Annotated in this window: 29 protein-coding genes; 2 read left to right on the top strand and 27 right to left on the bottom strand. The window is 58.9% G+C overall.

Features of this window, described 5'->3' with window-relative positions; genetic code table 11:
• Nucleotides 1–45: 45 nt before the first annotated feature.
• Nucleotides 46–294 (bottom strand): DUF6894 family protein, encoded by a 249-nt coding sequence (locus tag FHT02_RS22185; protein ID WP_425506404.1) that lies wholly within the window; start codon nucleotides 292–294, stop codon nucleotides 46–48.
• A 151-nt stretch (nucleotides 295–445) separates the two neighbouring features.
• Complete coding sequence (locus tag FHT02_RS22180) at nucleotides 446–577, bottom strand: DUF3606 domain-containing protein (RefSeq protein ID WP_184084157.1); 132 nt, start codon at nucleotides 575–577, stop codon at nucleotides 446–448.
• 228 nt (nucleotides 578–805) lie between these two features.
• Here FHT02_RS22180 and FHT02_RS03305 point away from each other — a divergent pair, with 228 nt between their 5' ends.
• Nucleotides 806–1,048, top strand: a complete 243-nt coding sequence (locus FHT02_RS03305; protein ID WP_184084155.1) for a DUF6894 family protein — start codon at nucleotides 806–808, stop codon at nucleotides 1,046–1,048.
• 6 nt (nucleotides 1,049–1,054) lie between these two features.
• Here the strand turns inward: FHT02_RS03305 and FHT02_RS03300 are convergent, their stop codons facing one another.
• Genes FHT02_RS03300 through FHT02_RS03270 form a run of 7 tightly spaced genes read right to left on the bottom strand, consistent with a single transcriptional unit; the run spans nucleotide 1,055 to nucleotide 9,819 of the window.
• Nucleotides 1,055–1,411, bottom strand: coding sequence for a hypothetical protein (locus FHT02_RS03300; protein WP_184084153.1), 357 nt, complete (start codon nucleotides 1,409–1,411; stop codon nucleotides 1,055–1,057).
• 1 nt (nucleotide 1,412) lies between these two features.
• Nucleotides 1,413–1,664 carry a hypothetical protein gene (locus FHT02_RS03295; protein ID WP_184084151.1) on the bottom strand — a complete coding sequence of 84 codons (252 nt, stop codon included), beginning with the start codon at nucleotides 1,662–1,664 and terminating at the stop codon, nucleotides 1,413–1,415.
• The gene (locus FHT02_RS03290; RefSeq protein ID WP_184084149.1) at nucleotides 1,657–2,028 is read right to left on the bottom strand and encodes a hypothetical protein; all 372 of its coding nucleotides are present in this window, start codon (nucleotides 2,026–2,028) and stop codon (nucleotides 1,657–1,659) included. Before FHT02_RS03290 ends, FHT02_RS03295 begins: the two co-directional genes overlap by 8 nt.
• 39 nt (nucleotides 2,029–2,067) lie before the next feature.
• On the bottom strand, nucleotides 2,068–2,838 hold the full coding sequence (locus FHT02_RS03285) for a hypothetical protein (RefSeq protein WP_184084147.1): 771 nt from the start codon (nucleotides 2,836–2,838) through the stop codon (nucleotides 2,068–2,070).
• On the bottom strand, nucleotides 2,838–3,140 hold the full coding sequence (locus FHT02_RS03280; RefSeq protein WP_184084145.1) for a hypothetical protein: 303 nt from the start codon (nucleotides 3,138–3,140) through the stop codon (nucleotides 2,838–2,840). The genes FHT02_RS03285 and FHT02_RS03280 overlap by 1 nt, the downstream gene beginning before the upstream one ends.
• Nucleotides 3,137–9,355: a phage tail protein gene (locus tag FHT02_RS03275; RefSeq protein WP_184084143.1), complete on the bottom strand. Its 6,219-nt coding sequence runs from the start codon at nucleotides 9,353–9,355 to the stop codon at nucleotides 3,137–3,139. Before FHT02_RS03275 ends, FHT02_RS03280 begins: the two co-directional genes overlap by 4 nt.
• On the bottom strand, nucleotides 9,355–9,819 hold the full coding sequence (locus tag FHT02_RS03270) for a DUF6950 family protein (protein WP_184084141.1): 465 nt from the start codon (nucleotides 9,817–9,819) through the stop codon (nucleotides 9,355–9,357). Before FHT02_RS03270 ends, FHT02_RS03275 begins: the two co-directional genes overlap by 1 nt.
• A gap of 87 nt (nucleotides 9,820–9,906) precedes the next feature.
• Between FHT02_RS03270 and FHT02_RS03265 the strand changes: the two genes are divergently transcribed.
• Nucleotides 9,907–10,503, top strand: coding sequence for a hypothetical protein (locus tag FHT02_RS03265; protein ID WP_184084140.1), 597 nt, complete (start codon nucleotides 9,907–9,909; stop codon nucleotides 10,501–10,503).
• On the opposite strand, the gene FHT02_RS03260 is transcribed toward FHT02_RS03265, so the two are convergent.
• The 18 genes from FHT02_RS03260 to FHT02_RS03180 all read right to left on the bottom strand — a co-directional run bounded on the left by FHT02_RS03260 (nucleotide 10,496) and on the right by FHT02_RS03180 (nucleotide 23,832).
• A complete protein-coding gene (locus FHT02_RS03260) occupies nucleotides 10,496–11,170 on the bottom strand; it encodes a hypothetical protein (protein ID WP_184084138.1) in 675 nt (224 codons plus the stop codon). The two genes, FHT02_RS03265 and FHT02_RS03260, sit on opposite strands and share 8 nt — an antisense overlap.
• On the bottom strand, nucleotides 11,170–11,772 hold the full coding sequence (locus tag FHT02_RS03255) for a hypothetical protein (protein WP_184084136.1): 603 nt from the start codon (nucleotides 11,770–11,772) through the stop codon (nucleotides 11,170–11,172). The genes FHT02_RS03260 and FHT02_RS03255 overlap by 1 nt, the downstream gene beginning before the upstream one ends.
• 231 nt (nucleotides 11,773–12,003) lie before the next feature.
• A complete protein-coding gene (locus FHT02_RS21840; protein ID WP_281393012.1) occupies nucleotides 12,004–12,129 on the bottom strand; it encodes a hypothetical protein in 126 nt (41 codons plus the stop codon).
• A 6-nt stretch (nucleotides 12,130–12,135) separates the two neighbouring features.
• Nucleotides 12,136–12,453, bottom strand: coding sequence for a hypothetical protein (locus tag FHT02_RS03250; RefSeq protein WP_184084134.1), 318 nt, complete (start codon nucleotides 12,451–12,453; stop codon nucleotides 12,136–12,138).
• A 152-nt stretch (nucleotides 12,454–12,605) separates the two neighbouring features.
• A complete protein-coding gene (locus tag FHT02_RS03245; protein ID WP_184084132.1) occupies nucleotides 12,606–14,249 on the bottom strand; it encodes a hypothetical protein in 1,644 nt (547 codons plus the stop codon).
• On the bottom strand, nucleotides 14,239–15,213 hold the full coding sequence (locus FHT02_RS03240) for a tape measure protein (RefSeq protein WP_184084130.1): 975 nt from the start codon (nucleotides 15,211–15,213) through the stop codon (nucleotides 14,239–14,241). The genes FHT02_RS03245 and FHT02_RS03240 overlap by 11 nt, the downstream gene beginning before the upstream one ends.
• Before the next feature lie 27 nt (nucleotides 15,214–15,240).
• Nucleotides 15,241–15,567, bottom strand: coding sequence for a phage tail assembly protein T (locus FHT02_RS03235; protein WP_184084128.1), 327 nt, complete (start codon nucleotides 15,565–15,567; stop codon nucleotides 15,241–15,243).
• Nucleotides 15,568–15,608: 41 nt separating this feature from the next.
• Nucleotides 15,609–16,031 carry a phage tail assembly chaperone gene (locus FHT02_RS03230; RefSeq protein ID WP_184084126.1) on the bottom strand — a complete coding sequence of 141 codons (423 nt, stop codon included), beginning with the start codon at nucleotides 16,029–16,031 and terminating at the stop codon, nucleotides 15,609–15,611.
• On the bottom strand, nucleotides 16,031–16,450 hold the full coding sequence (locus FHT02_RS03225) for a phage tail tube protein (protein ID WP_184084124.1): 420 nt from the start codon (nucleotides 16,448–16,450) through the stop codon (nucleotides 16,031–16,033). The genes FHT02_RS03230 and FHT02_RS03225 overlap by 1 nt, the downstream gene beginning before the upstream one ends.
• A gap of 69 nt (nucleotides 16,451–16,519) precedes the next feature.
• The gene (gp17, locus tag FHT02_RS03220) at nucleotides 16,520–16,924 is read right to left on the bottom strand and encodes a tail completion protein gp17 (protein WP_184084122.1); all 405 of its coding nucleotides are present in this window, start codon (nucleotides 16,922–16,924) and stop codon (nucleotides 16,520–16,522) included.
• The gene (locus FHT02_RS03215; RefSeq protein ID WP_184084120.1) at nucleotides 16,921–17,385 is read right to left on the bottom strand and encodes an HK97-gp10 family putative phage morphogenesis protein; all 465 of its coding nucleotides are present in this window, start codon (nucleotides 17,383–17,385) and stop codon (nucleotides 16,921–16,923) included. Before FHT02_RS03215 ends, gp17 begins: the two co-directional genes overlap by 4 nt.
• Nucleotides 17,385–17,699: a phage head closure protein gene (locus FHT02_RS03210; protein WP_184084118.1), complete on the bottom strand. Its 315-nt coding sequence runs from the start codon at nucleotides 17,697–17,699 to the stop codon at nucleotides 17,385–17,387. Before FHT02_RS03210 ends, FHT02_RS03215 begins: the two co-directional genes overlap by 1 nt.
• Nucleotides 17,696–17,974, bottom strand: coding sequence for a head-tail connector protein (locus FHT02_RS03205; protein ID WP_184084116.1), 279 nt, complete (start codon nucleotides 17,972–17,974; stop codon nucleotides 17,696–17,698). Before FHT02_RS03205 ends, FHT02_RS03210 begins: the two co-directional genes overlap by 4 nt.
• 651 nt (nucleotides 17,975–18,625) lie before the next feature.
• Complete coding sequence (locus FHT02_RS03200; RefSeq protein WP_184084114.1) at nucleotides 18,626–19,783, bottom strand: phage major capsid protein; 1,158 nt, start codon at nucleotides 19,781–19,783, stop codon at nucleotides 18,626–18,628.
• 91 nt (nucleotides 19,784–19,874) lie between these two features.
• On the bottom strand, nucleotides 19,875–20,546 hold the full coding sequence (locus tag FHT02_RS03195; protein ID WP_184084112.1) for an HK97 family phage prohead protease: 672 nt from the start codon (nucleotides 20,544–20,546) through the stop codon (nucleotides 19,875–19,877).
• Nucleotides 20,543–21,817: a phage portal protein gene (locus FHT02_RS03190; RefSeq protein WP_184084110.1), complete on the bottom strand. Its 1,275-nt coding sequence runs from the start codon at nucleotides 21,815–21,817 to the stop codon at nucleotides 20,543–20,545. The genes FHT02_RS03195 and FHT02_RS03190 overlap by 4 nt, the downstream gene beginning before the upstream one ends.
• 21 nt (nucleotides 21,818–21,838) lie before the next feature.
• Entirely contained in the window at nucleotides 21,839–23,530 is a 1,692-nt protein-coding gene (locus FHT02_RS03185) for a terminase TerL endonuclease subunit (protein ID WP_184084108.1), read from the bottom strand.
• Between the two features lie 2 nt (nucleotides 23,531–23,532).
• Nucleotides 23,533–23,832: a hypothetical protein gene (locus FHT02_RS03180; protein WP_184084106.1), complete on the bottom strand. Its 300-nt coding sequence runs from the start codon at nucleotides 23,830–23,832 to the stop codon at nucleotides 23,533–23,535.
• Nucleotides 23,833–23,958 lie beyond the last annotated feature (126 nt).

Here is a 23,958-nt window from a genome sequence, read left to right as displayed (position 1 = left end):
AGGTGCATCCACACCGCGCTCTCGGCTATAGGTCACCCCGCGAGTTCATCGCGAAAACACCCGAGGCCCTGTCAGCCATTTAGGGGGCAACAACACAAGCGGTATGCCGTAGCTGTCGGAAATGTCGATCCTGCAACCGAGACATAGATGTCCCGACTTCATCTCTTCCGCCATTAAGGACCGTGCCTCGCGGAACGCTTCCTGGAGCGCGATCTCAAAAGAGGGTAGCTCGCGGCCCTCCTCGTCTAGATACGAGACGCCGCACTGGTGCAAGTGGAAGTAGAACCGATGCATCTAAGCTCATCGAATATCACCGAATTCGGTTTCGCAACACATGACAGGTTAGGATGATTTCGCGAACGCGTGGCGGCGGCTGACAGCCCAATCCGCTGGCTGCCCTTAGGCGCCTTTAGACCGCTGCAGAGCTGTGGCCAACCGCAGATCTCTATCGTGCTAGAAGATATTCGCCGACGAAGCGGGGGGACGTGCCGACTGCCGCGATAGCCTGTAGCAAGCGCCGCGGGCTGACGCCGAACTTCTGGCACCAGAATGCGAGCGCATCGTCGCTGTCCACCATGATGGTGATCCTCGGTCCAGAATTTGGCATGTTCACCGTAGCGAGCTGAGCCGAAGCGATTGCTTGCGGTAATCTATAGATGATGAACCTGCGCCTCTCTTGGGATACCGTATTTCCACGTGGTCGGTGCCGATTTCCGCCCTTGAGCGTTCCATGAACACCGCTGACCGCTTCCTCGGGTGCCAGCTGCTAAGAGACGCTTGGGCTCTTCCGAAAACGGAGAGCGAAATGCGCTACTTTTTCAATTTTTCTGACGGCACGAGCGTGCGCGACCAAGTTGGCCAGGAGCTACCCGATCACAGGGCCGCGCGAGCCAGTGCTACAGAATATGCGGCCCAGCTAATGCGCGACCACCCCACGATGATCTGGGAGGGATCGAACTTCCGGGTGGAGGTGTCTGACCGCGCGGGGTTGATCCTCTTGACGATCATCATCGTTGGAGTGGAGGCCTCAGCAGCTCGGACGCCATGACGCGGCCTATCGTGGCGGGAGCCTGCCAGCAGTTTCGCGTTCCGTCTCGTAATCACGCATCCGGTCGCGCAGTCGGCCTTGCTCCTGCTCTGCCGTGGCTTGGGCGGCCTTGATGCCAGCTACCTCAGCTTTCACGTCCGCGAGGCCATCGGCAGTCGTGTCCAGCTTTTGGCTTAGCTTGCCGATGTCCTCTCGCGTAGCGCGACCCTGTTCCACGATTGCGGCTAGCTGGCTCTGCACCGAGCTGAGGACGCTCGTGGTCTTCTCGGGAGCAAGATACATCTGAGCAGCTACGAAGCCGATAATGCCGATGATAGCCGTCCCGGCGTGCTTCTCGATGAAGCCTTGCTCCTTCTCAGCCATGTCAGTTCACCAGCGCGTCAATTACAGGTGCCAGCTGCGACAGCGGCTCCAGAACATCGTTGCGGATGCCGGTCGCCTTCTCAGGTGCGACGACGCCAAAACCAACGGCCAAGCTGAGCACGATGCTGAGAGTGGTCTTGTTCATCAGCGGCAGCACCTTCTTCGCAACTCGACCGACCTTCTTCAGAAGCGATGGCTTTGCAGAAGTTGGGGAGAGTTCGGTCGCTGGAACTGTCTCGACTTCGTTAGCCATTGACCGGACCTCCAGGAACTGGAGTTATCGGGTTGTCGCCATACAGCGGAGTGATACCCGGATTGTAGTTAGGGTCTGGAGCGATTTGATCGTATGCGCCTGCGCCCAACGGGAACGAAGGTGCCTGATACTTGCTGCGTGCGACGTTCAGTTCATACTCGCGTAGCGACCTCACATTAGCACGCATGTTGGTCGCGATGCGCTTTGCATCACTCTGGAAGCCCTCTGGAAAGTCCAGATCGGCAAGGATTTCGTCGGCAAGAGCTTCGATAGCGGTGAAGCCCTCCTCCAACTTGGTATAAGCCGCGCATTCAGCTGCCTTGATACGTTCAGCTGCTTCGCGGAGGGTAATTTCTTCGGCCATTGACGGGCTCTCCTTATGGTTGTCGGATACTTAGCTGTCTCAGATGTTAGTCACGTCGATTACGAGTGAGCGGTAGTTTGGCTGGATCGAGTAAACCGATGACTGCGCTCCGCGCGGGAACGTGCTGCAAATCCATGGTGACAGTGACGAGGTGTAGTTCGTTTGATCGACCGATATGGTTGAACCGATGCACTTCACGAGGCGCAGTAGGGTTCGGTCCTGGCGGTAAGACTGATAGCCTTGAACAATGCTACCGCTGGTGCCGGTAGTCGAGCAGCTACCAAAGCCGCCTTCACTGAACACAAGTTCAACCGTGTTGGACCACCTCTGCGAGACGTGGGCACAAGTGCGGCCCTCCATGCTGACGCCAGTGTAAGTTCCATTCTCATACGTGCCCAGCGGCTTCACAATCGGAGTGGTGATCGAGAAGAGGATTTGCCCGTTCGCATCATAGAGCCCCATTCCATAGTTGGGGTCAGGTGGCCTTCGGGTGGAGAACACATACATGGTAACTGTGTCCTTCCTGGTCCTGCTGATGCGATGAATAGTGACATTGATACCGCCCGAAACGTCAGACACACGAGCCATTGTTCCGCTTTCACAGGACAGTGCGACCATGGGTGTATCAGCCAAGCTGATCCCTGGGACGAACACTACCTTGCAAGTCGATAGGCCACCGGAAACCAACTGCTCGTTCTGGGTCCAATTACTTTCGTCCAGAACCTGCTTTGTCTCCAGCCTGAAGTAGCGATAGGTATCTAGAAGCTGCCTGCGTCCATCGGGCGTGTAAGTCTCAAATCCAAAAGCCATCAGTAGCCACCATACCAGATTGTTTCCGAGGGAATGGGTGGCGCGCCCTGTCCCTGGACCTGAATGTCGTAGTTCCAAGTCACCGTGCCGCTGTTAGGATCAAGAGTGACTTTTGGACCGCCATAGAGACTTATGCTCTGAGGCAGGAAGTGGATCAGGATGCGGCCAATGAGGCTTGCATCCACAAACGATCCGGTCTTCTGACCGCCAGTGTTGAACGATCCTACGAAGTTGCCAGCGTAGGATGTTTCACTGAAGATGACCTGACCGGCACTGTTGTAGCCTTCGACGCCGGAGGTCATGGCCGATACCCCCAGAAGAAGCGCAGGGCTCCGTTGGGTCCATACATGCGGGAGCCGTTGCCATCGCGCTCCACCCGGCCACCGTCAGGCGTGTAGCTGACCAGCGAACCGATGTTTGCTGTGATCGAGGATAAGCTGGTTACGGCCATCTTGTCGGCAGTGATCGTTCCAGCAACGATCTTGTTTGCATGGATGGTGTTAGTGGTGATCCTGTCACCGTGGATGATCGTGCCGCCGTAGTTGACGTTCAGCGCGGACCCACCCCACCACGCAGCAAGCATCACCCGGTTGTTACCAGCGGGGTTTTCCTGGTTGAAGTTGACCTTGCCAGAGCCGGGATACCAGTAGAACCACAAGTGGGCGGCAGCACCGCCCGTGCTACCGGCTGCAACGTATTCCGCTGTTGCGACCCCGTTGTCCCCAATCCAGTAGATGTAGCCCTCTGACCAGTAGACCCAGTTGTTCGAAGGCTCCCAGCGGAAGTCCAAGCCGATGAAGCTAAGTCCTCGGCCATTGATCGTCAGTTTCGAGACATCAATGCTGTTGGCCTTGATCGCACCACCGCGGATTTCCGTTTGGTCGCGCCAGCTATCTAGCGACGTGTCGCCCTGGATGAGAATGCGACCGGGTTCAATGCGCGTGACACCCTTGTTGACCTGTGCGCCTGCGTCGATCCAGGCGCTCCAGTTCGTATTGTCAGCCGAGAAACGGTTCCACTCGCGTCCCGCGCTATCAACCGCTTGCTGCTGAATCGGGCCGCCCGAACTGTCGCTCCAAGGCACTGTGGTAATCAGGCGCAGATACGGCGAGGAACCGCCAGCACTCAGCCCGATAGTGCCGGCGCTTTTGAACTCGCTGTAGGTGCTCCTTGGCTTGTTCGTCCAATACCACGCTGGGGTGAAGTTGTCGTTGCGAGTGTCCGAGAAGAACAGGCCGTCTGTAGCCCTGCTATTCGCACCGATTGCAGTGGTGCGAATGCTCTCCAGGGTCGAGCCTCCAACCACGACACTGCCAGCCATAACGGAGCCCGCTTGGATTTTGTCGGCGGACAGCGTGCCCGCCTGAATGCGGTCGCCGTTTAGGCTGTTCACAGTGATCTTGTTGGTTGTAATCGCGCCATCTTTGATGAGCGTTGTGTCATTGACGCGGACGATGCTGACAGCGAAGTTGACGAGGCCGCTAAATTGGCCGGCCAAGCGGAACTGCCATTGACGCGTGCCGACTGTGAACGGGTTGGTGACGGTGAAGGTCACGTTGTCGCTGAAGCTAGGACCATACTGGCCTGCCGCATCGCCGGGGGTGATTGCGCCACCTGACTTTAAAGAAAACCACTGGTAACCCGGCATGTGGATCATTGGGCTGAACGTGCCACCTGAAGCCATGTCGCGGGTCTGCAAGCCCATAACGATGCGGTAGGTCGCACCGGGCTCTACATCAAAGAACTTGGAGAGAACGTCGATGCCGCCACCTGGGCGGATAGCCAGCGTGCTCCTGAACGAAGTAAAGGAACGATCCTCGCTGGTCAGGCGACCATCGGGCACGCCGCCGCTCCACCAAGCTGGATCAGTCATGCCGCTGTCAGTGACGATGTTATCTGAATTACCAATCGCCAGCTTTGATGCGGTGATTGCATCGGCAGCAATTTGGGCGGCCTGCACTGCACCAACGGTGATCTTGTCGGTGGTGATTGCACCGTTCTCGATCAGCGTTGTGCCAACCGACTTCGTGAGTTCAACACCGCCCACACGAGCATAGCCAGTGAAGGCCCTTGTTGCATCGTTGTAGATGATGAAACCGAACTGCGTTGTGCCAGCCGGGATCGTGACTGTGAGCCTCTTTGTCTGGCGGACAGTCGAGGGATCAAACCCGAACTGGAGATCGCCAGTGCCACCGCCGTTCACGTTGGAGCAGCGAGCCAGGACATAGATGGTCTGATTACTGTTGTTGAAGCATGTGGCGGTGAACTCGTAGGTCGTGCCTGCTTGGACCTTGATTGACCCGTTGGTGTAGAGATGCTGGCGTCCAGTTCCAGGCGGCACAACGGCACCAGCCCAAAGCGTGATCGCGTCGGTCCTGCCCATTTCGCTTGAGGTGAAGCCAGCTGTGTCCACGAACCAACCCCGGCTTCCCACTGCGCTATCGTCGGGTGCGTAAGTCAGCGGGCCGTTAAACGGACCCACGTTGTTCCAGGAGTTTGGATCAGCGAAGCTGGGGTCTGGATTGAGCGTTTGACTGTTGGTGACGGCTAGCCTTGAAGCGCCAATGGTCCCGGCCTTGATTTGGTCAGCCAGGATGGAGCCAGTGACAATCCGGTTGCCCTGGATAAGAGTGCCGACGCCAGAGCGAGCGGTGAAGCCCGTTGCCTTGTCCCAGACACCCAAAGCTACCCAAGAGCGATTATCTTTGAAACTATCATTGTTGACAAAGAAGAGCTGACCAACATCTCTGAAGGTATCAAAGCAGAGGTTTACCGCACCATTCCCCCAAGCAGCGTTCCAGAAGCTGCCGCCGGCCACCACGTTCTTGGTAACGTAAGCGCCGGTATCGTCGGGATAGGTGATAGTGCCAGCGTTCCAGCGCAGCGCGCCATCATTGTCGATGCGCGGGTCCACTCCGACTAGGGAGATCGGACGGCTCTGAACCACCAGATTGTTGGTGTTGATCGCGTTGGACGCGACCTTATCGGCGGTCACGGATTTCGCAGCCAGCTTGTCGGCCTCGACCGCACCCGCCTTGATGTTGACAGCCGTGACAGCATCCGCCGCGATGAAGCCGTTGGAGACTTCACCCGCGAGGAAAGCAGGCGAGTAAGCAGTTGCTACCTCACCCTCTTCAATTTGGAGTTCGGTAGCTTCCCACCAGCCCGCGCCTTGAACCGGGGCCACAGTGAAGAACATACTAGGATCGGGCGTTGCCCCATCCCAGCGAAGCCGCCACACGTATCGCTGCCAGTCGGCAGTTAGCAGAGGGCTGCTGGTATCAATCCTGGTGGTGGGCGCGTTATTGTAGGCTAGAGTTAGGTAGTTGTTCAACGCACTGCCCGAGCCGCGTGCGTAGAAGGAAATCACATAGGGCGTTCCCACCTTGAAGATGCCGAGGTTGTTAACGCCACCGGAGTTTGCGAGGTAAAAGCCTTTAGTGCTGGTGTTCTTCGTCGGGAATGTGGTGCGGATAGCCTTGGTAGAAGCGTATCGGCCAGTAGTCACAGACCAGGAAGAAACGCCGTCATTTCCTTGGGAGTTGTCATACTGAGTGAACCCAAGAGGAAGCACCACGGAACCCGTGCCTTGCAGCTTGTCCATCATGGTGTTGCGGAGCAGGTTGCCGCCACCTAGCTTGGCCGCGATCTTCTCAGCTTGAACGGAGTTGTTCTTGATGTCGAAGCCATCGACTGTTGCGGTCCAAGCGCCGTTGACCTTGCGGTAGAGCTTGCCTTCCGTTGTGTTGTAGAACTGAGAACCGGCGTAGCTTGCGGCAGCTGGTAGAGTTGGACCGCTGCCGGGGATTTCTAGGCCGGGAGTCAGGTCGGTATTGGTCAGGCCAGCCGTGGTGACGGTTGCTACCGCAGTGTCCGCGCTGTCATTTCCAGAAGTGTCGACCGACCTTAGCCAGTAATAGTAGGTGCCAGGGGTGAGGTTTGAGCGTGTATAGGTGGACGTGCCGCCTGCTCGAACGCTTACTTCCGCGACCTTAGTGGCGTTAGCTCGTGCGTTGGTTGTGCCCTCATACACCTTGACGAATGCCAGATCGGTGTCAGCGGCATTGATCCACCGGATGAAGACGGTCTCGAACGCGGCTTCGATGTTGATGCCGGTCGGAATCGCGGGAGGAACATCGTCCTTGGCGGTAACGTGATCGACAACCGCGCTGTAAGGCGAAGGATTGCCCATCTTGTCGAAGGCGCTGACCTTGAGCGAGAACTTACTTCCGCGTGGTAGCGCCGTCCGCTCGAAGCGTGGCGAACCAACGGTGAAGTCGATGAAGTTGCCATCGTTCTCCGCGATGGCGAGATTGTAGCCTGCAAGGTCCGCATCCGCTGGAGCGTTCCAGGTCGCAGTTAGGGTCACGCCTGCATCGGTCAGCTTGGACGTTACAGTTAGGCCGGTTGGGATCGCTGGCGGCGTGATGTCGAGCGATACTTCACTTGGCTTCCACGTCGAACCGTCTGGGTTCTTAATGTCTACGCCAATCGTGCCGCCGACAGTTGCCCCAGGCTGGATGCCGTCGAGCTTGCCGCCCTGCACAGGATCAAGCTCGTGCAGGTCCTTGGGGGCGTCTTCAACGTCGCCGTAGTTGATCTGAACAGGAGCGGTTGCGACGTTCGCCAGAACCCATGGTGAGTAGACGCCGCTGATCATGCGATAGCGAGCGCGCACCTCAACGGTGATGCCCGGAGCGTTCGACGTGAACGTGAAGCTACCAGCCTTGGGATCGAAGATAGCGGCCTGTTCAGTCCAGCCTTCCGATCCGGCCGGACGGCTCTGGATCTGAATGCCGCTGACACGGCCACTTGCCTCCGGCGTCCACGAGACGTGGACTTCGGAGATGTTGATGCCGTTGGCACCTGCGTAGCTGGCGCTGGTTAGAGCCAGGCCTTCCGGGGTGATGGTCGCCTTTGCGTCGTAGCCCTGTGGGCGAATGCTGGTGGGTAGGGGCTTCTCTTCGCGATCCCAGGCGTAGATTGCCGGGTCTTCTTCGCGGAGCGTCATCTGGAAGAAGAGGTCGTGCGTTTCGGCCTGCTCCATGACCCGGAACAGTTTGCTGTTCCAACCCTCGGCAGGCAGCGACAAGGTGATGACGGAGCCGACTTCTACTGCGAAGGCCTTAGGGCCGAACGTGGCCGAGAACATGCCTGGGCAGAGGTATTCGCGAAGTAGGAACTGCTTGGCGATGCGCTGACAGGTCTCGGCGCGCGATACCGCGCCAAGGTCCAGCGTCATCGTGCGAGGGATGCCGTCTGCGAGTGCAGGCTGCTCGATAGGGTCGCCCCAATCGGTCAGCTGGTAGAGTTCGTTGGGATTGGCGAAACGCCCGCGAACGATGTTGTAGCGTTCTCGAGACGCGGGGGCCGGGTTCCAGATGTAGGGGCTTGCGCCGTTCGCTGGAGCAACGAGGTCGTCAGCGGTGAACACGACCTTGGGGCCTGCGGTATCGTCGTAGCCGCCGACGAGGCAGTAATTGCCGCCTCGATCCGTGAGCTTGCAGGAGCCCATCGCAGCGGTCAGGGCGTTGATTACCGTGTCGTGCGGATCGCTGGTGCTGTAGATGCCGTCAGCCGTGTAACGCTGAACGGTTCCACCGGCCTCAGTAGCAACGCGCTCTTCGCAGAGGTTTGCGTAGGTGCGGAAGTTATCGAGGTCGATGCGGTGAGCAGGGATGCCCATGCCCCACACGAGCTTGCCGTTGATCTTCCAGCCGATGAGGTAGGTGAGCAGCGCGAGGGCAGGGTTGCGCCCGATCTGCGTTGCACCTTCGTTGAAGGTGTAGGTGTTCTGATCGCCGTAACGATGCGAGCCCGCACCACCGCGCGTGCTGTCGCGGCGAGGATCATAGACCGGGCAACCATCGACAATCGCCGTGAGGCGCTGCGGAATGCCGCTTTCCCAGACTTCCTCGTCTAGCTTCCAGGTTGGCACGTAGTAGGCGCAGCCGGTGAAGCTGGCGCTCGCAGTCCAGTAGCGGCCCGACCCGACGGAGAAGCCGTTGCTGCGCGTGCCTTCAGTGACGATGCGAAGCGGATTGGAAGGCGAGAAGCCGTCCCGGTGCTTGAGCCAGCTACCGTTCGACCAAACCAGGTCGTTCTCGACGTAGAACTGCTTGAACGCGCTGATCTTGTGAGACGCAAGCGCGATGACCTGGACGTAGCCGTCCTTCTTGGTCGAAGGGAGATCGAGTTCGCCTTCGAAGAAGCGAACGTCCTGACCACCGGCAGTGGTGCCGAAGACGATCTTACGTGGCGCAGTTGGAACAACGCTGGTGTTGAGCCTGTCCACCAAAGACTGCGACATGCTTGGCGCTTTGCGGAACAAGGAAGCCGTTGCAGTCAGCGCAAGGGTCAAGCCCATGCCGATGATGGAGCTTGTAAGTGCCGCCGCTGTGACAGTCGCACCAAGCGAACCAGCGACAGAAGCGAGAACACCCGCGATCTGCGGAGCAAAGACGACGACAGCGACTGCGAGTGCGACAACCGCTACTGTCTTGACGATCTTCGACATTAGCGGCCCTCCTCGCTGGAGGCCGCGACCGCGTAAGGCAGCGTGAATGCCTTGGTGCAGTTGGCGGTGGGGAGGGCGACTAGCCCCTGAGCGCCGTGCTCTTCACCGACGAACCAGGAGTGGAGGCCGACGCAGACACCGAGGGTGTTGCGGTCCTTGATCACGACATCGCCGCGCTGGGCGAATGCCGGATGCTTGGGCTCGCCTAGCCAGCTGGTGACGGTCTTGAGGAGCGTGCCCGCGCCATGCTCCTGAAGAGCAGCGGCAGCCCCAGTGCGGTTCGTGTAGGTGTCTCGGAAGTCTGCGGCCGGATCGGTGCCGGTCATCGCTTTGACCGCACCAGCGGCGAACAGAGCGCAGTCGTGAGAGCCCCACTTGAAGGGCTCGTCACGAACTCGGTCTAGGTAGACGGAAAGGCGCTCTTCCCAATCTGGAGCGCGGCTAAGTGCGGATGTCGTGAACATCCATTACTTAGCATCGCGAGCCTGATGACGAGAGGGATAGACAAACGTCGATGCTGCAAGCCATGAGGCAAGCGCAGGGGGCTTGTCATGGGCGAAGCTACAAAGTCTGAGCTACAGCCGGGTAATCGGCGCAATTGGTGGAAGGTCGCGTTTTTCATCGCGGTGATACTGCTGGAGTTCACGCGCGAGTTCGCGGTTCTCAATAATGCAGAGGGCGCTCAGCCATCCGCCATGAAGACGATCTTCAAGCTACGAGACACTGTGATTGCAAGCGGTCGGTGGCTCAGAAGCGATGGTGGCGACCAGTTGACGCCAGGGCTGGTGAAGATCGAATGTAGGCAAGAGACACGGCAATGCGTCGAGGCATCGGTCAGCGCCAACGACAAGTATTTTCACGCACCTGATCTCAATTGGTTCGACGCGGAGTTTTCGCCGGCTGGCGTGTCTTATGTGAACGACAACGCAGAGTGCGCTAGGTATTCAGTCACTATCGACCTGAAGCAAGACCGTGCCTACGCAACCCGAGTTCGCAAGCCTTCGCCATCCAACCCACTGTGTGCGAACCTGGAGCCGAAGATCGCGATGGAGTTGGGCGACGGGTATGTTCGAAACGATGATCCGTTGAAGGGGCACTTCGTCCCGTTCCTTCAGGTAGTCGTCGCGATCTTCAAGGTCCTTAGTTGAAGCGGAAGTCCTGCGACTGGTTCTGCTGGATGATTTCGCCCGCACGAGCCAAGCCGCTCGACTTGCTCTTGCTAGGTGCAGGATCGCCGTTAGCACAGGCCGCTACATAGTCTTGGCTGGTGTCGGCTGCGTCGAAACGCTTCTGGTCCATGTAGGTTGAGTTTGTCGCGTTGCTGATCAGCGAGGCATGACCTTCGATGCTGAGCGTGAAGGTATGCGCCTGACCGTCGTTGCTGATTTCGACAGTGTCCATCGCGCCAGAGCGGATGCGGCGGAAAACCCAAGTAGGAGGCGTGCCAACCCCTGGCGGTGCGATCATGAGGGCACGCCACAGGGTAGCGTTGCGGCCCTGGTATTCTTCTGGGTAAACCGAAGCAGCGGCGATTGCCTCACTTGGTGCGCTTGGGATCGCAAGCGCGATCTTCAATGCCTCAGAACCAGACATGGAGTAGGCATTGTCGCCGATGTTCAACACGACGCCATGAACAAGCGGGTCGAAGGTCTTGCCGTCTAGGCTCGTGTCCGCGCTACCGGAAATGGTCAGCGGGTGAGCGCCGGTCCACACGTTCACGGTTTCGCTCTTAAATTCCAAGCTGCCGAGGATGGCCGTGGTGATGCCTGCCGCTTCAAGGGCGTTCAGAATTTCAGTGTTTGTGCCGTAGCGCATTAGATTGCCTCCTTGGCCTGGAGGGTCGGGAACTCAGGCGCTCGATCCGTATCCAGAGTGGGTGCTGGGCTCTCCGCTGAGATGAGACGGAAGACGCCGGTTGGTTTAGTGAAGTTGGCCTCCGTGCCCGCTGCGAAGTCCTTGCGGAGCATCGGGGAGAACTCGACGAGCGCGTGTCCATTGCCGTCCGCGATTGCCGCTACTGCCGTGATCTGAAGCAGCTGGTCGCCTAGGTTGAAGAACTGGCCGACGCGGAGGCGTGTTTCTGCACCAGCGGCCCAGCCACCCATTCGGCAGACGTCACCGTAGGCGTAGGCCGGTTGGGCAAGCGTCACGCCGGTAACGGGAACACCGATGTTGATGCGGGGCGAATAGCGGAAGGTGCCAACCTGACCCTTGAGGCTGTTGATCCAGGCGGCGACGATCTGCGCCTCGGCCTGCGTCATGCGGCCCCAGGTGACTTCTAGGTTCCACTGCGCCGCAGTGTTGGTCGCCTGGAAAGCCCCCGTGTGAGGGCTCTCCATCGCGGTCTGACGATAGTTGAGTTGCAGCTTCTCGCGTGCGGGCGCTTTGCTGGGAAACGATAGCGGATATGTGGCCATCGCATACTTAGCAGTATGTCCCGGCTCAGATTGCGATCAGCGCTCCGATTGCACCGTATCCGGCGAAGTTATTTCCCAATGTTTATTTCATCTCATAGCAGCTTGCCTCGGACACATGCTGGTTTCACGACGTTGATGACGGACGATGCACCTCGCATCCAAAGGAATTAACATGCGTAAGCTTCCACTAATCATTGCGGGCGCCTTACTGCTTCCGGCGGCGGCAGTTGCTCAATCGACCGGCGGCACGACGACTCCCGGAACGACCAGCAGCGGCCAGAGTTCAGCCAACCAACAGGATAGCACCGCAACCGGTGCCCAGCGCGGCACTTCCGCCGAGCGCAATAATCGGCGCACGAAGGCTCAGAACCGCAACCAGAGCCAGCATGGCGGCGGGACGTCCGGATCGCATGCAAACGGCTCAACTGGAACTACCGGGGCAGGCACGAGCAGCAGCTCGACATCTACAACCCCCGGCATGCCGGACACGATGAACTCTGGCACCACCGGCTCCACGTCGGGAACCGGAACCGGTTCGATGAGCACTGGCGCCTCGGATCCGATGAACATGGGGACATCCGGCTCGATGGGAACCGGCAGCTCCGGCAGCATGGGAAACAGCGGTGCAGGCACAATGGGTTCGTCCGGCTCAGGTTCTACTAGCTCATCGAGCGGCAGCACGACCGGAACGGCTACGCCGCCACGCTAAGATCGGAACGGGTCAGTTCTCACGCTGATTGCGTTTTGCGCCAGCACTTCTCTTAAGGAGGAGTGCTGGCGTTTGCGTGAAATGTGCGACGCGAGCGTATGGTAAGCCGCGACGAATGACCAAGTTACATGCGAGGGCGCTGGAGCCTTCCCATCGTGTGATCGCTGGCCTGCTTCACGAGCATAGGAGCGGCTTCCGCAATCGCCTGATGCGCCATTGCCTTCACGGCATCAGGGTCGTTGCTGGTGATGCTACCAAAGCTGACGTTGATGCTTGGAGCGCCATTGCCGCGCACTCCGTTGAGCTTGCTGTTGGGCACCACGTTGAACGGGCCACCAACGTCCACAACTTCCGGACCATGCTCACCGACGAGCCATCGACCAGCATTGCCCATGCCACCGTTGGCCTTGCCGCCCAGCGGGGCAGCGCCACCGCCAACGAGCTTGGTCAATCCGCCGACGAGCGAACCGAACAGGCCACCGCCGCCGCCTTCGGTGCCGCCGAACAGAAGCGAGCCCAGCGGCTTGATGAGCATCTGCTGGAGAGCGATGTCGAGCAGGCCGTCGATGACCTTACCCGTCATCGCACCGAAGGCATCACCCAGAGAGCCGACGCCCTTGATCGCTTCGAGCAATCCACCCTTGAGGCTGTCCAGGCCGTCAACGGCGATCTGCTCCATGTTCTCGTTGATTTCGCCAGCGGTCTTGGGGATCGCATCAAGCCAAGCCTGACCTGGAGAGAGCGTGTTCTGCTCGACCTTCTTGGTTTCACCGGCCTTGAGCTTATTCAGGATCGCAAGGCGCGCCTGCGCGATCTGCTTTTCCGCGTCGGTGCTGGTGCTGCTGGCGACAATCGCGTCCAGCGCCAACTTCTCCTGCTGGAACGAGAGGTCGAGAATGCGAAGCTGCGCGGCGCGACGATCCTTGGTCGTGCGGGCAAGGTCGCCTTCCGAGGAAGCTAGGTCGATTGCGTTCTGGAGGGACGCCGCGGCCAGCTTTTGGCGCTGATCCGCAATCTCCTGGTTTTCACGCAGGTTGATTTCGGCTTGGCGCGCTACCTTGAGTTCAGCGTCGAGACCCGCGAGTTTGTCGAACTGCTCCTCGCTGAAACGCTTGCTACCCTCGGGACCTTCTTCCTTGAGGTTGCGGGCGCGCTCCTCGAATTCGAGGTCTAGCTGCTTGCGCTCGGCAGTGTAGCGGTCCTCCGTGACCATGGTGAGCTTGGAACGTGCGTCGAGGAGGTCGCCTTCAGCGCGGCCAAGATCGTTGGCGTAGCTGAGAGCGTCACGGCGCTGCTCAGTGGCTTCGCGCTCTGCCTTACGGGCCAGCTGCTCTGCCGATGGACCACGATGACCACCGCCCTTGCGACCGCCACTCTTCTTGTCGTTCGTCGGTGGGCGAGGGGTTGTCTTGGGCTTTGGCGCGTAAGCACCAGTGCCATTCCACCAATCCATCATGTTGCCGCCCGGCTTCGGCTTGTAAACGAGGTTGGGAAACTGGTCGGCGAACTGGCGATTGGACTTGTCGCCCTTGCGCTGATTGACGACGCGATCATAGTTGCGCGTCCAGTTACCGGCGATGTCCGAACGCTGGTGGTTCTCGCCCACGAACCAGCCTTTCGGCATGTTCACGCCCGTCTCCTTCTGGATTTTATCGTGGATCATCATCGAGAAGTCGGCTGGTGCGTTTCGCAGCTGGTCGATGGTCTTGAACAGGCTCGCGACGTAATCTCGCGTGTTCATCGCCTCCATGCGAATGTCACCGAACATAGCGGAGGCGGCCAGCCGTAGAGGCTCGAAAGCATCTTCCAGAGCTTCGAAGCCGTCTCGGATGGTCTGTGCCGTGGCTTCGAATTCGGCACGCATTTCGATGCCCTTGTTCTCGGCTGCGTCCCATGTCGGTCGCGCCATCGACACCCGACTGGAAGAGGTCCACGATTGCGTTGCTCAGGCCGCTACCGCGATCAAACGCGGTGACGAGCGTCTGTGCTTGGTTCTCGATGAGGGTTACGGTCTCTTCCCAGGTTTTCGGGACCTTCTGGAAGTCGTCAATGAGCTTCTGGGTGTATTCCGGCTTGGTCAGTGCATCCATCATCACCTGACCAGTGACTTTGCCTTCCTCCACCAGCTTCTTCATTTCGCCAATTGGCTTGCCGAGTGCGCGAGCAAGCGCCTCAATGAGCGGAGGGGATGCGTCGATGATGGAGTTGTAGTCTTCGCCTTCCATCTTGCCGGAGTTCATCGCCTGACCCCACGCAAGCATGGCCGACGCGCTCTCCTGCGTCTTGGCGTTGCCTACCTTGAGAGCCTTGTTGAAGTTCTCGGTCATGAGCGCCGCTTGCTGCTGGCTTCCTCCGAGTTCCTTCACGCCGCGCGAGTTCTTCGCGTAGAGCATGCCAGTCTCGTTGAGGTCGGCGCGGGTCTCAGCCGCGATACGCTGAACGTCCTTCTGCGCCTGTCCGTATGAACCAAAGCCGTCAGTTGCGAGGCGAAGCTGACCTTCCAGCTTCTTGCCTGCGTCGGCCAACTCCATGAGCTTCTGAGCGCCCTGAATGGCGTTGTTCGCAGCCCAGACAGCGACGAAGCCCTTAACTGCCGTGCTGACCTTCAACATCGCTTTGTCGATGCTGGTAGCTGCACGGTCAGTTGCGCGGGTTGCGTTCTTAAGTCCGTTTAGGAAGTTGGCACTCTCCAGGTCCAAGCTGGCGTAGAGTGATCCGATCTTTTGCGCCATTTGGCCCCCGTGTAATCAAGTTGTTGATTACTTATCGGGGGCAGTTGGCTCGGCTGGTGTTGCGGGAACGCGAGTGACCTTGAACCCTGCGAAGGCTTGTCGGATGTTGGCTTCCAGTTCCCTGCGTGTTGGCTTAGTTGTGCGCTTTGCGACGGGCTCAGGATCGCGGTCGATGAACCTGTCGGGGATTTTGGTTCCCTTCTTGGAATTGATGGCGAACAGCATACGGAGCAGAGCGTCAGTGCGTTCGTCTGCTGGGTGGCAACCCCAGGGCTCAAGCAGCCAGTAGGCACGCCAGCCGTTGAGTTCGTCCAACGGCATGTTGTCCAGTTCCAATAGGCTCTTGCCGAGCAAGGCACCTAGTCGGAAGAGGAACAGTCGCTCTGGATTATCCTTCAGCCTTTTTTTTCGAGGACGAGTTCGACTGGAGCTTCACGAAACTGGTTGAGCTTCTGGATTGCATCGAAGATGCGATGCACGACCGTGAACGACATATCCGCGAACTGAGGCATATCCTCGTCTTGGAACAGTCGCTTACCCTCCTCGTCAACGAGGCTGCGGACGATGGCTAGGACGCCGGAGTGAACCTCGTCCGGCTTCGTCACATTCTTGCGCTTCTTTTCGGGCAGCTTCTGATCGTCTTCCCATGCCTCTAGCGCGTGCTGATAGACGCGGATGGTTTCGAGGTAGTCGGCACGTTCAGTCGTGCTCATCTGACGAGCCCTTACGACAGCATCGTCCCCCCATTCAGGCACCGTGATGTCGATGCAGGGACGTGCTGCCGTGAGGATCGCTTTACGAGAAAGCAGGGTTGCCATTAGGCACCTGCGGTTTCGGTGACACCGCCGGTGACTTCCAGGGTTGCAGTGGCTTCAACAACTGCGTCCAGTTCACCCGACTTTTCGAAGGTCAGAACGAATGCGTCAAACTCGAACTTGGTGCCGTCCGAGAGAGTGATGCGAACGCCGGTCTTCGCCTGGGTGCCACGAGCAGCCTTAAGCGCCAGCTGGCCTGCGTCCTTGGGAAGATACATGAGGTCGATGCTGACCTGACCTTCATCAAGAAGGCCCATTTCCTTTTCCTTGGCGGTGCTGTCGAAGTCGGTGGTGTCGATCACAGCCGCCGAACCCGAACCCAGACCGGAGAAGTTGGTCAGGCCCTTGACCTGAACCCAGGTGTCGGCGCCGGTCTCGATTTCGAGCTTAGTGTTCTTGGTTTTAACTGCGTTGCTGGCCATTATCTGGCTCTCCTTCTTGTTATTGGGTTCAGCCCAACAACAAGCGGGCCTCACCATTACTTATGCAGGCTAGTCGCCTGTCTCCTCGTTGTGAGTGATGCGGAACTCCAGCTGGATACGGAACAAGTCGGGACTGGAAGTCAGATCGCTTAGATCGCGCTCCTGAACTAACTCGACGTTGTGGACTTCCGCGTCATCGTAGCCGTCCAGCTTGATACGAATGGAGTTTGCGAGCTTCCGCGCTTCCAAATAGCCACTCGCGTAAGCATCAACTCGGAAAGTGGGACTTGCGACGCCCACTGCACCCTCCAGGTCATACAACCTGGACGCAGACGAGCGCGTGTAAGTGATAAACGGGGCGGTCTTGCCCTTGGGTGCAACTAGGGGGAACACGGACTTGGCCGGATCGCCGCCAGCTGGATAAGTCGCCGCGAATGCTTCGCGCAAAATGCGCGTCAGAGTGGCTTCGATCACGATTTCCGTGCCTTCCTGGCGGCACGATCAATGGCACGCCCTAGTTCGTCGGAGATTGCGTCCACCACCTTGCCGGCGATCTGCTCGATGGCCGGTCCAAACCACGGACGAGCGGGCTCATGCTCGGTGCCGAACTCGGAGAAGCGGCCCCAAAACGCATTGTTGGTGGTGACGATGTAGCGGATGGTGTGAGCCTTTCGGGCCTTCTGCTTCCGCGTCTTGATGTTCTCGTGCAGGCGTCCGTAATCGGCTTCCTGCTGGGTGCCGTCCTTGTTGCGCCACTTCTTCGTCGTGGGCTGAGTGCCGCGTGGAGCGGCTTCCTGCGCTGCATCGCGCATGATGTTGGCCGCTTTGCGCGAAGCCGTGGCACCTGCCTTGGTTGCCGTCTCCGGCCCAAGGTCTTTCAGGGCCGCGTTGAGGGCTTTTGCGCCCTGGAGGGAGAACGACCTGCGACCCGCCATTAGATCGCCCTCACGAAGAGGTCCGTCGCCTCGCGATTGCCCACTTCCTCAACGGAGGTGATGCGGTAGCGCCTGCGTTCGTGCTCGACCTCCATCAGCGTGGTCAGATCGGTGCGGTGACGGATGCGGAACTTGATTTCGGCCGCTTGGTCGAGACCGGCCATGCGGTTCACTTCAACCAGCTTGAGCGACATGCGCTGCGCCCAGACGCTCGTTACCGCCGTCCAGCTTTCGATCTGCTCGCCAACCTCGTTGACGCTGGTGGTGGCCGCTCGGATCGTAATGCGGTGGTTGAGGGAGCCCGCCGCGATCACAGGACGCTCGTCCTGAAAGGGTTCAGCAAGCGGTGGAAGGTCGCTACGCCGACCGTTTGACCTTCGCGGTTGGCGTAAAGGTCAGCGACGAAGACCGCGATTGCCTTCTTGATGCTGGAGGGGCACGTCTCAGGATCGAGCGTTAGGCCCGTATAAGCTGCGGCCTGCTCCTGAGCGGTGAGGATGAGGAGTTCAATCGCAGCGTCTTCTGCATCGCTGTCGATGCGGCACCAGTTCTTGACCTCGTCGGCGGTGATGATGAGACGGGTTTCCATCTCATACTTAGCAGAGACAGACGAAGCGGACGTTTAGTCTTGTTTAAGATCTGACATCCAGAAAGGCCGCGGGAGGCGTCTATGAGAATGGATGAGATCAAAGTCCCGATGGATCTAGACGGTCCCGGGTGCTACGTTTGGCGGCATGATGTAGCGGACCGCGCGATTTGGGAACTCACGGGCAACCACGGTTTGCACGTCTTGAAGGTGGGCTATTCAACAAACGTAGCTTTCAGGGCGGATGAAGGCGCACTTGGGCAACCTACCCTTAGAAGCCAAGGCAGCTACAAGCCATACGTGTATGCCAGCTTACCAGGTTGGAAGCCTTGGCGCTGTGCGAAGTGGACTGAACAGGAAACTTTGAAGGAACAGGAGGGGCGCTTGTCAGAGCATCTGAAAGCCCCGACGGATGAGCAGCGCGCTGCCATATACGCTAGGGTCTCACCAGGTATAACGAGAATACCTGCGGGCACTGAGATATTCCTGGGCTCGTTGGCAGATTTGGCCGCGCTGTTTCCATATTGTGCGCTAACGGGCGAGTGGAAGAGGGCCGTTTACGGGCCCATACAGAACGTTGAAAAGGTCGGGTTAAAGGTCCCGAGAGGACGCTAAGCCACTTAGGGCGGCCAATGTTGGCCGCCCCAAGCGTGTTTAAGCTTGGACGAGGAGCTTGATGAAAGCGTTCTTGTCCTTGACCATGCCGCCAACGCGCTTGGTGCTGTAAAACAGCACGAAAGGCTTCTTGGTGAACGGATCGCGCAGCACGCGAACGCCGATTCGATCAGCGATCAGGTAGCCCTGCTTGAAGTCACCGAAGAGGAGAGGCGACTTGCCAGCGGCAATCGCGTCCATTTCGCTGATTTCGGAGTGGGAGTAGCCTGCCAGGGTAGCTGGCTCGCCAGCGATGAGCGAAGGCTGCCAGATGTAGTTGCCGTTGCCGTCCTTGATGGTGCGGAGCGAAGCGGTCACTGCGGAAGCCGAAGCGAAGCGTGCGTTCTGACGATAAGCCGAGTTTAGGCCGTAGATCATCTTGAACACGAAGTCCGCATTGGCAGGCAGATCGGCAGCAACGCCGGTCTTGATCGAAGCAATACCAGCAGTGGTCATGATGCCCTGCGGCTTATTCACGCCATCGCCGTTCACGAACGCTGCGTTCTCCTTGATCGCGATTGCGCGAGCAACTTCCTCTGCCAGCAGTGCTTCCACGTTGACCGAGAGGTCATCGAGAGCGCGCTGCGAAACGCCTGGGTTTGCGTAGATTTCGCCCATTGGAACGCGGGTCTCAGCCAGGGCTGGGCCTGCGGTCTCTGGACGGGCATCGGTCTCACCAACCCAGCCTGCTTCAGTGCCGTGCAGGTTGGAGAGGAAGCGGTAGTCGTCGGTGGAGACGGAAACGACCGAAGCCAGTGCGCGCAGCGGGCTCAGGGTTTCCAGAGTGGTGAACAGGCCAGCTTCGACCTGCTTTGGCAGCAGATAGCCACCTTCAGCTGGAACGGCGGTGTTCATTGCCTTCTGCTCAAGCTCACCGAGGTTGCCGTCGATGCCCTTACGCATGAAGCTGTTGAAAGCGGCGTCATGTGCCTGCACGTCTGCGTTGGACTCAACTGCGCCGAGGCGGTTGGACTTCTTCGCCACGTCAGTGACGGAAGCCTGAAGTGCGCTCAGATCAGCGTTGATCTTGTCGAGCTTGTCGGTGGTAACGTAGTCTGCGCTGCCCTTGATCTCAATCTGAGCGAGGCGGCTGTCGTTAGTGTTCTTGAACTCCTCGAAAGCACTTGCGAGCGAGTTGATGTCGTTGAGATCGGCCATTATGGGCTCCTTTGTCTCGGTTGTTCACATGCAACCTCGTCAGCAGAATCCCTCCGTGCTTGGTTTGCTTTTTACTTATGCTTTGACGAATTTAGGCTGCGCGCATCTTGGCAGTCAGACTTGCAATGGCGGCACTCACAGCCTGCTTCTCAGCAAGTTCCTTCTTGCTCTCGAATTGGCTTGCGACTGCGATGCTCTCACTCTTGCTTAGGCCGCACTCGCGTAGAAGCTGCTCCAGATCGCGGACCCTTAGTTCTTCGACCAGGCTCTTGACCGCCTGAACACGAGCCTTCGCGTTTGCCGGTAGACCGACAACCGAAACCTCTACGATGTCCACTTCCTCAAGGGTGCGGCGCGGCTCGTCGGCTTTAGTGCCAAGCGTGAATTTAACTGGATAGAAGCCGATGGACAGGCCGGTGATTGCACCTGCCTTGAGTGCGACGTAAGTGTCACGACCCATGCTGGTGTCGAGTAGTTCACCCGATACCTTCAGGCCGTATCCATCTTCCACCATATCATTCCAGCGACCGATAGGCAGCGAGTTGAATGCGTCATGGTTCAGGAACATCATTGGCGACGTTCCAGCAGCCGCATGGACGGCTAGGCTCTTTGCGAATGCTCCCGGAGCGATGACATCGCCGTAGCTGTCTACGTTGCCAAAGACAGCGCCATAGCCGCTGAACACCATCTTACCGTCGGTGTCGTCTACGCTGTCGAATTTGCATTCGAGGCGGGCGACCGCCTTCTGTTCGATTGGGTTCACTTCTCTACCTCGTTATTGTTGTTGTTCTGAGAGGTGGCCGGGCTGGCCGAGTTCGGGGCTTTGTTCGCTCCGCCAAAGATGTTTGCAGCTGGTGCCAGCTGATCCGCCGTGGGATCGTTGCTGCGAGGCATGTCTTCCTTCGCGCGGACCTCGTTTGCGGTCATCGCGCCAATGGAGCGCATGGTCTGGTAGAAGGTGGCTCGCTCTGCGTGGCTGGCGCGTAGGAGTGCGTTTGCGCTCAACTTGATGCTGTAGCCGTCGAGCAATTCCTGGCGGGTAAGCAGTGAGACTTCCGCGCTCTGCTCAAAACGCTCATACCAGGGCATCAGCGTGTGCATGAGGTGGTTGAGGAAAAGCTGTTCAACCGATGCGTAGCTGGTCGCGCCGCTCTGCATGACCATGATCGGCTGCACACGGAAGAAGCGGCAAATCTCTTCGATCAGGAACTTGCGGTTCTCGATCCACTGCGCTTCGTTGGCGGTGCTGTGAACCGGAGTGAACTCCAGGTCGAAGGGCAGCATGATAGTCTTGTGGGCGTTCGTCGCGCCCGAGTGCTGCTCAGCCCACAGCTTCTTGATTTCGTTGCGCTGCTCCTGGGTCAGCTGTTGTGCGCCAGGGCGAGTGGTCAGCATGCCGCCTGGACGTGCGCCGTTCTCGAATAGCTTGCTTCCGAAGGTCTCGGTTGCCTGGGCCAGTCCGATGGTCTTGCAAGCCAGCTGAACCGCGTTCAGGCCGGTGATGCCGTCCAGGCTTGGACCCTTGATGTGCCAAATGTCATCGGCTGGGATTTCAACCCGCCTGCCGCTCTTGAAGGTGACAAGGTAGGTGATGGTCAGGTCGTCATGCTGCTTGACCTCCACCGCATTGGGCTGAAGCGCGTATAGCTCTGCTACTCGACCGTTGACCTTGTTCTTGTAGATGTAGGCGTTGAAGCGCAGCGCGAGGTGAAGTCCGATCTGCTCGCGGAACTCGAAGCTAGTTTGCCAGTCGTTGGGCTTGCGGTTCAGCAGGAAGTAGAGCGGGTGGTCCTTGGCCTCTACAGGTGAACCGGCGCCGTCCTCCTTGTAGACCTTGCAGGGAACCTGAGCCAAACCCTCTGCGATAACTCGGGCGCAGCACATCACGGCGCTAACTTGCAAAGCAGTGAACTCGTTGACCGTCTCACCTGCGCTCGTCCGTGCGTCGCCAATGGCGCGCAGGAGGTCAACGGAGGTGGTGATAGGCTCTGCGCTCTTGCGCTCGAAACCAAAGAACTGTGCGATACTACCCATGCGATTACTTATCGCTGGGCATCAATCCAGAACGTCCAACCACACTTCCACTGGTGCAGGAGCGTCAACACTCGCAAGTCCAAGTGCCATCATCAACGACACAAAGGCGTCGATCTTCGCGTGGTCCATGCGCGGCGGCTTAGTGGGCCTAATGAACTCCCCGTGGCGGCCAGCAACCACGTTGCCAGTCATCCAGCGCATCATTCGGTTGCCGTTGTGCTTGAGCTTGCCAAGTGCGATCAGCTTCTCGAACTTGCTCATTGGCGGGTGCATGTTTTGGAAGTTCTGCGGGTAAGTGAGCACGGGAACATCGTAGTGAGCACGAAGGCGCTGGCTCAGGCTTGCGGCCTGCCACTGGTCAACTGCTACGCCTTGAACTTGGAACTGGCCGCACAACTTAACTAGTTTTGCCTCCACCGCCGCGAAGTCAGTTTCATCGTCAGGTGTGAGGACAAGTTCGTCGGATGCGGCCCACTCTCGATAAGCGACAGCGTTCTTCGGCTGGCGCTGGATCGCCATTTCGGGAAGCATGATCGTTGGATAGGCGTGGTAGGTAGCTTCGCCGCCGTCTAGGCTGGGCACTTCAACGAGCGCGACTATGGCGGTGGTGTCGAGCAAGCGCGAAAGGTCGGCTCCGATCCAAGCGCGGTAGCCCTTGTCGATGACCTCTTCCCACGGCAGCGCGTCCGCATTGCCGTCCCAATCCTTCATGTTGACCCAAGCGGTGCTGCTCGACTGCCAGACGTTCAGGTGCTTGGTCAGGAGGACCGGCTTCTCGCTCGGCACGTCCATGGCGGTCTGATAAAGCTCACGAAGACGGGCTTCCGAGAAGCTGATGCCGACGTTTGGGTTCGCCTTCTTCCAGACCTCGAAATCGCGCCAGTCGTCCTTGGGGTCGATGGTGTAGATCGCGGAGAAGCGGCGAATGTCCGTAAGCTCGCCAGACAGGATTTGCTCGCACTGCGCCTGGAGCAAGCGGCAGTCGCCGGCTTCGTTGAAACCTGCCGTGGTGATCGTGACGAGCAGGGGTTGAGTGCGAGCGCCCATGCCTGTTTGCATGGTGCCGCGCTGACGAGCGAAGTTATGGTTCTCGTGCGCCTCGTCCAGAATAGCGAGGTGCGGGTTCGATCCGTCGGGCGGATCGCCAATCATGCGCTCCATGAACGAGCCCTCGCGGGTCTCGATCTTCTTCTTGGTGATGGTCGTGCCCCAATGGCCGACGAAGCCGGGAGCGCGGAGCGCCATGTCGCGGCAGGGCTGGAAGCAGAAGTCGGCCTGGTTAAGCGCGGTCGCGCCGATATAGACCTGCGCTCGTGGCTCGTAGTCAGCCACCAGCATGTAGAGCGCGATCACGGCGGCGAAGGTGGATTTGCCGTTTTTACGCGGGATTTCGATGAAGGCTTCGCGGTGCTTGCGGTGGCCGTGCTGGTCCACAAGGCCGAAGAGGGCGGCCAAAATCCAGACCTGCCAGGGCTCCAGCTTCAGCTTGAGTTTTTTAGAGGCTAAAGGTCCTTCCAGGTAGGGGAAGGTCTCTGCAAAGCGACAAACGCGCTCCACCTTGGCCGCGTTGAACGTCCAGGTGTCGCCCTCAACATCGGCCAGGAAAGCCCTGCACGAAGCGACGATCTGCCAGCAGGCGGGGATCTCGCCCGCGACAATCTGCTCTGCGTAGTGGATAGCTACGTCCGCGAAGTGGCCCTTGCCCTGGCGCACGGTTACGCCTCGGGCAGAGAGCCGTAGGGGTTAGCTTCTGCCTGGAGTGGGTTGGCTGGAGTGCCGTTGGTCGTGCGTGCCGCAATGCCGCTGATGCCCAGCAGCTCGGCCAGCTTTCGCTTCTCGCTCAGGTAAGCTGCGCGGGGAACCTCGCCGGTTGCGAAGATCGCGCGGCAAGCCGCTTCCATCGAGCAGTAGGTTGCGAATGTGCTGGAGTGGCTCGCGTTGATGCCATTGGAGACGACGAACTCGATCTCTTCGAACCACACGTCCTTGGCCGCTGCCGTGAGGTAATCCGGCATGACGGGCTTGCTGGACGAGCCAGTTTCATGGGGCTGCTTGGGTTTGGGTCCGCGTTTCACTCATTACTTAGCGGACAACTAATAAACGCCGGGATTTGCAAAACGTCCCGTTTGCAAGGTATCTGG

Source organism: Sphingomonas xinjiangensis, from assembly GCF_014199255.1.
Taxonomy (GTDB): domain Bacteria; phylum Pseudomonadota; class Alphaproteobacteria; order Sphingomonadales; family Sphingomonadaceae; genus Sphingomonas; species Sphingomonas xinjiangensis.
Note: the sequence above shows the minus strand (reverse complement) of the source record. Positions and strands in the feature narration are given on the sequence as shown.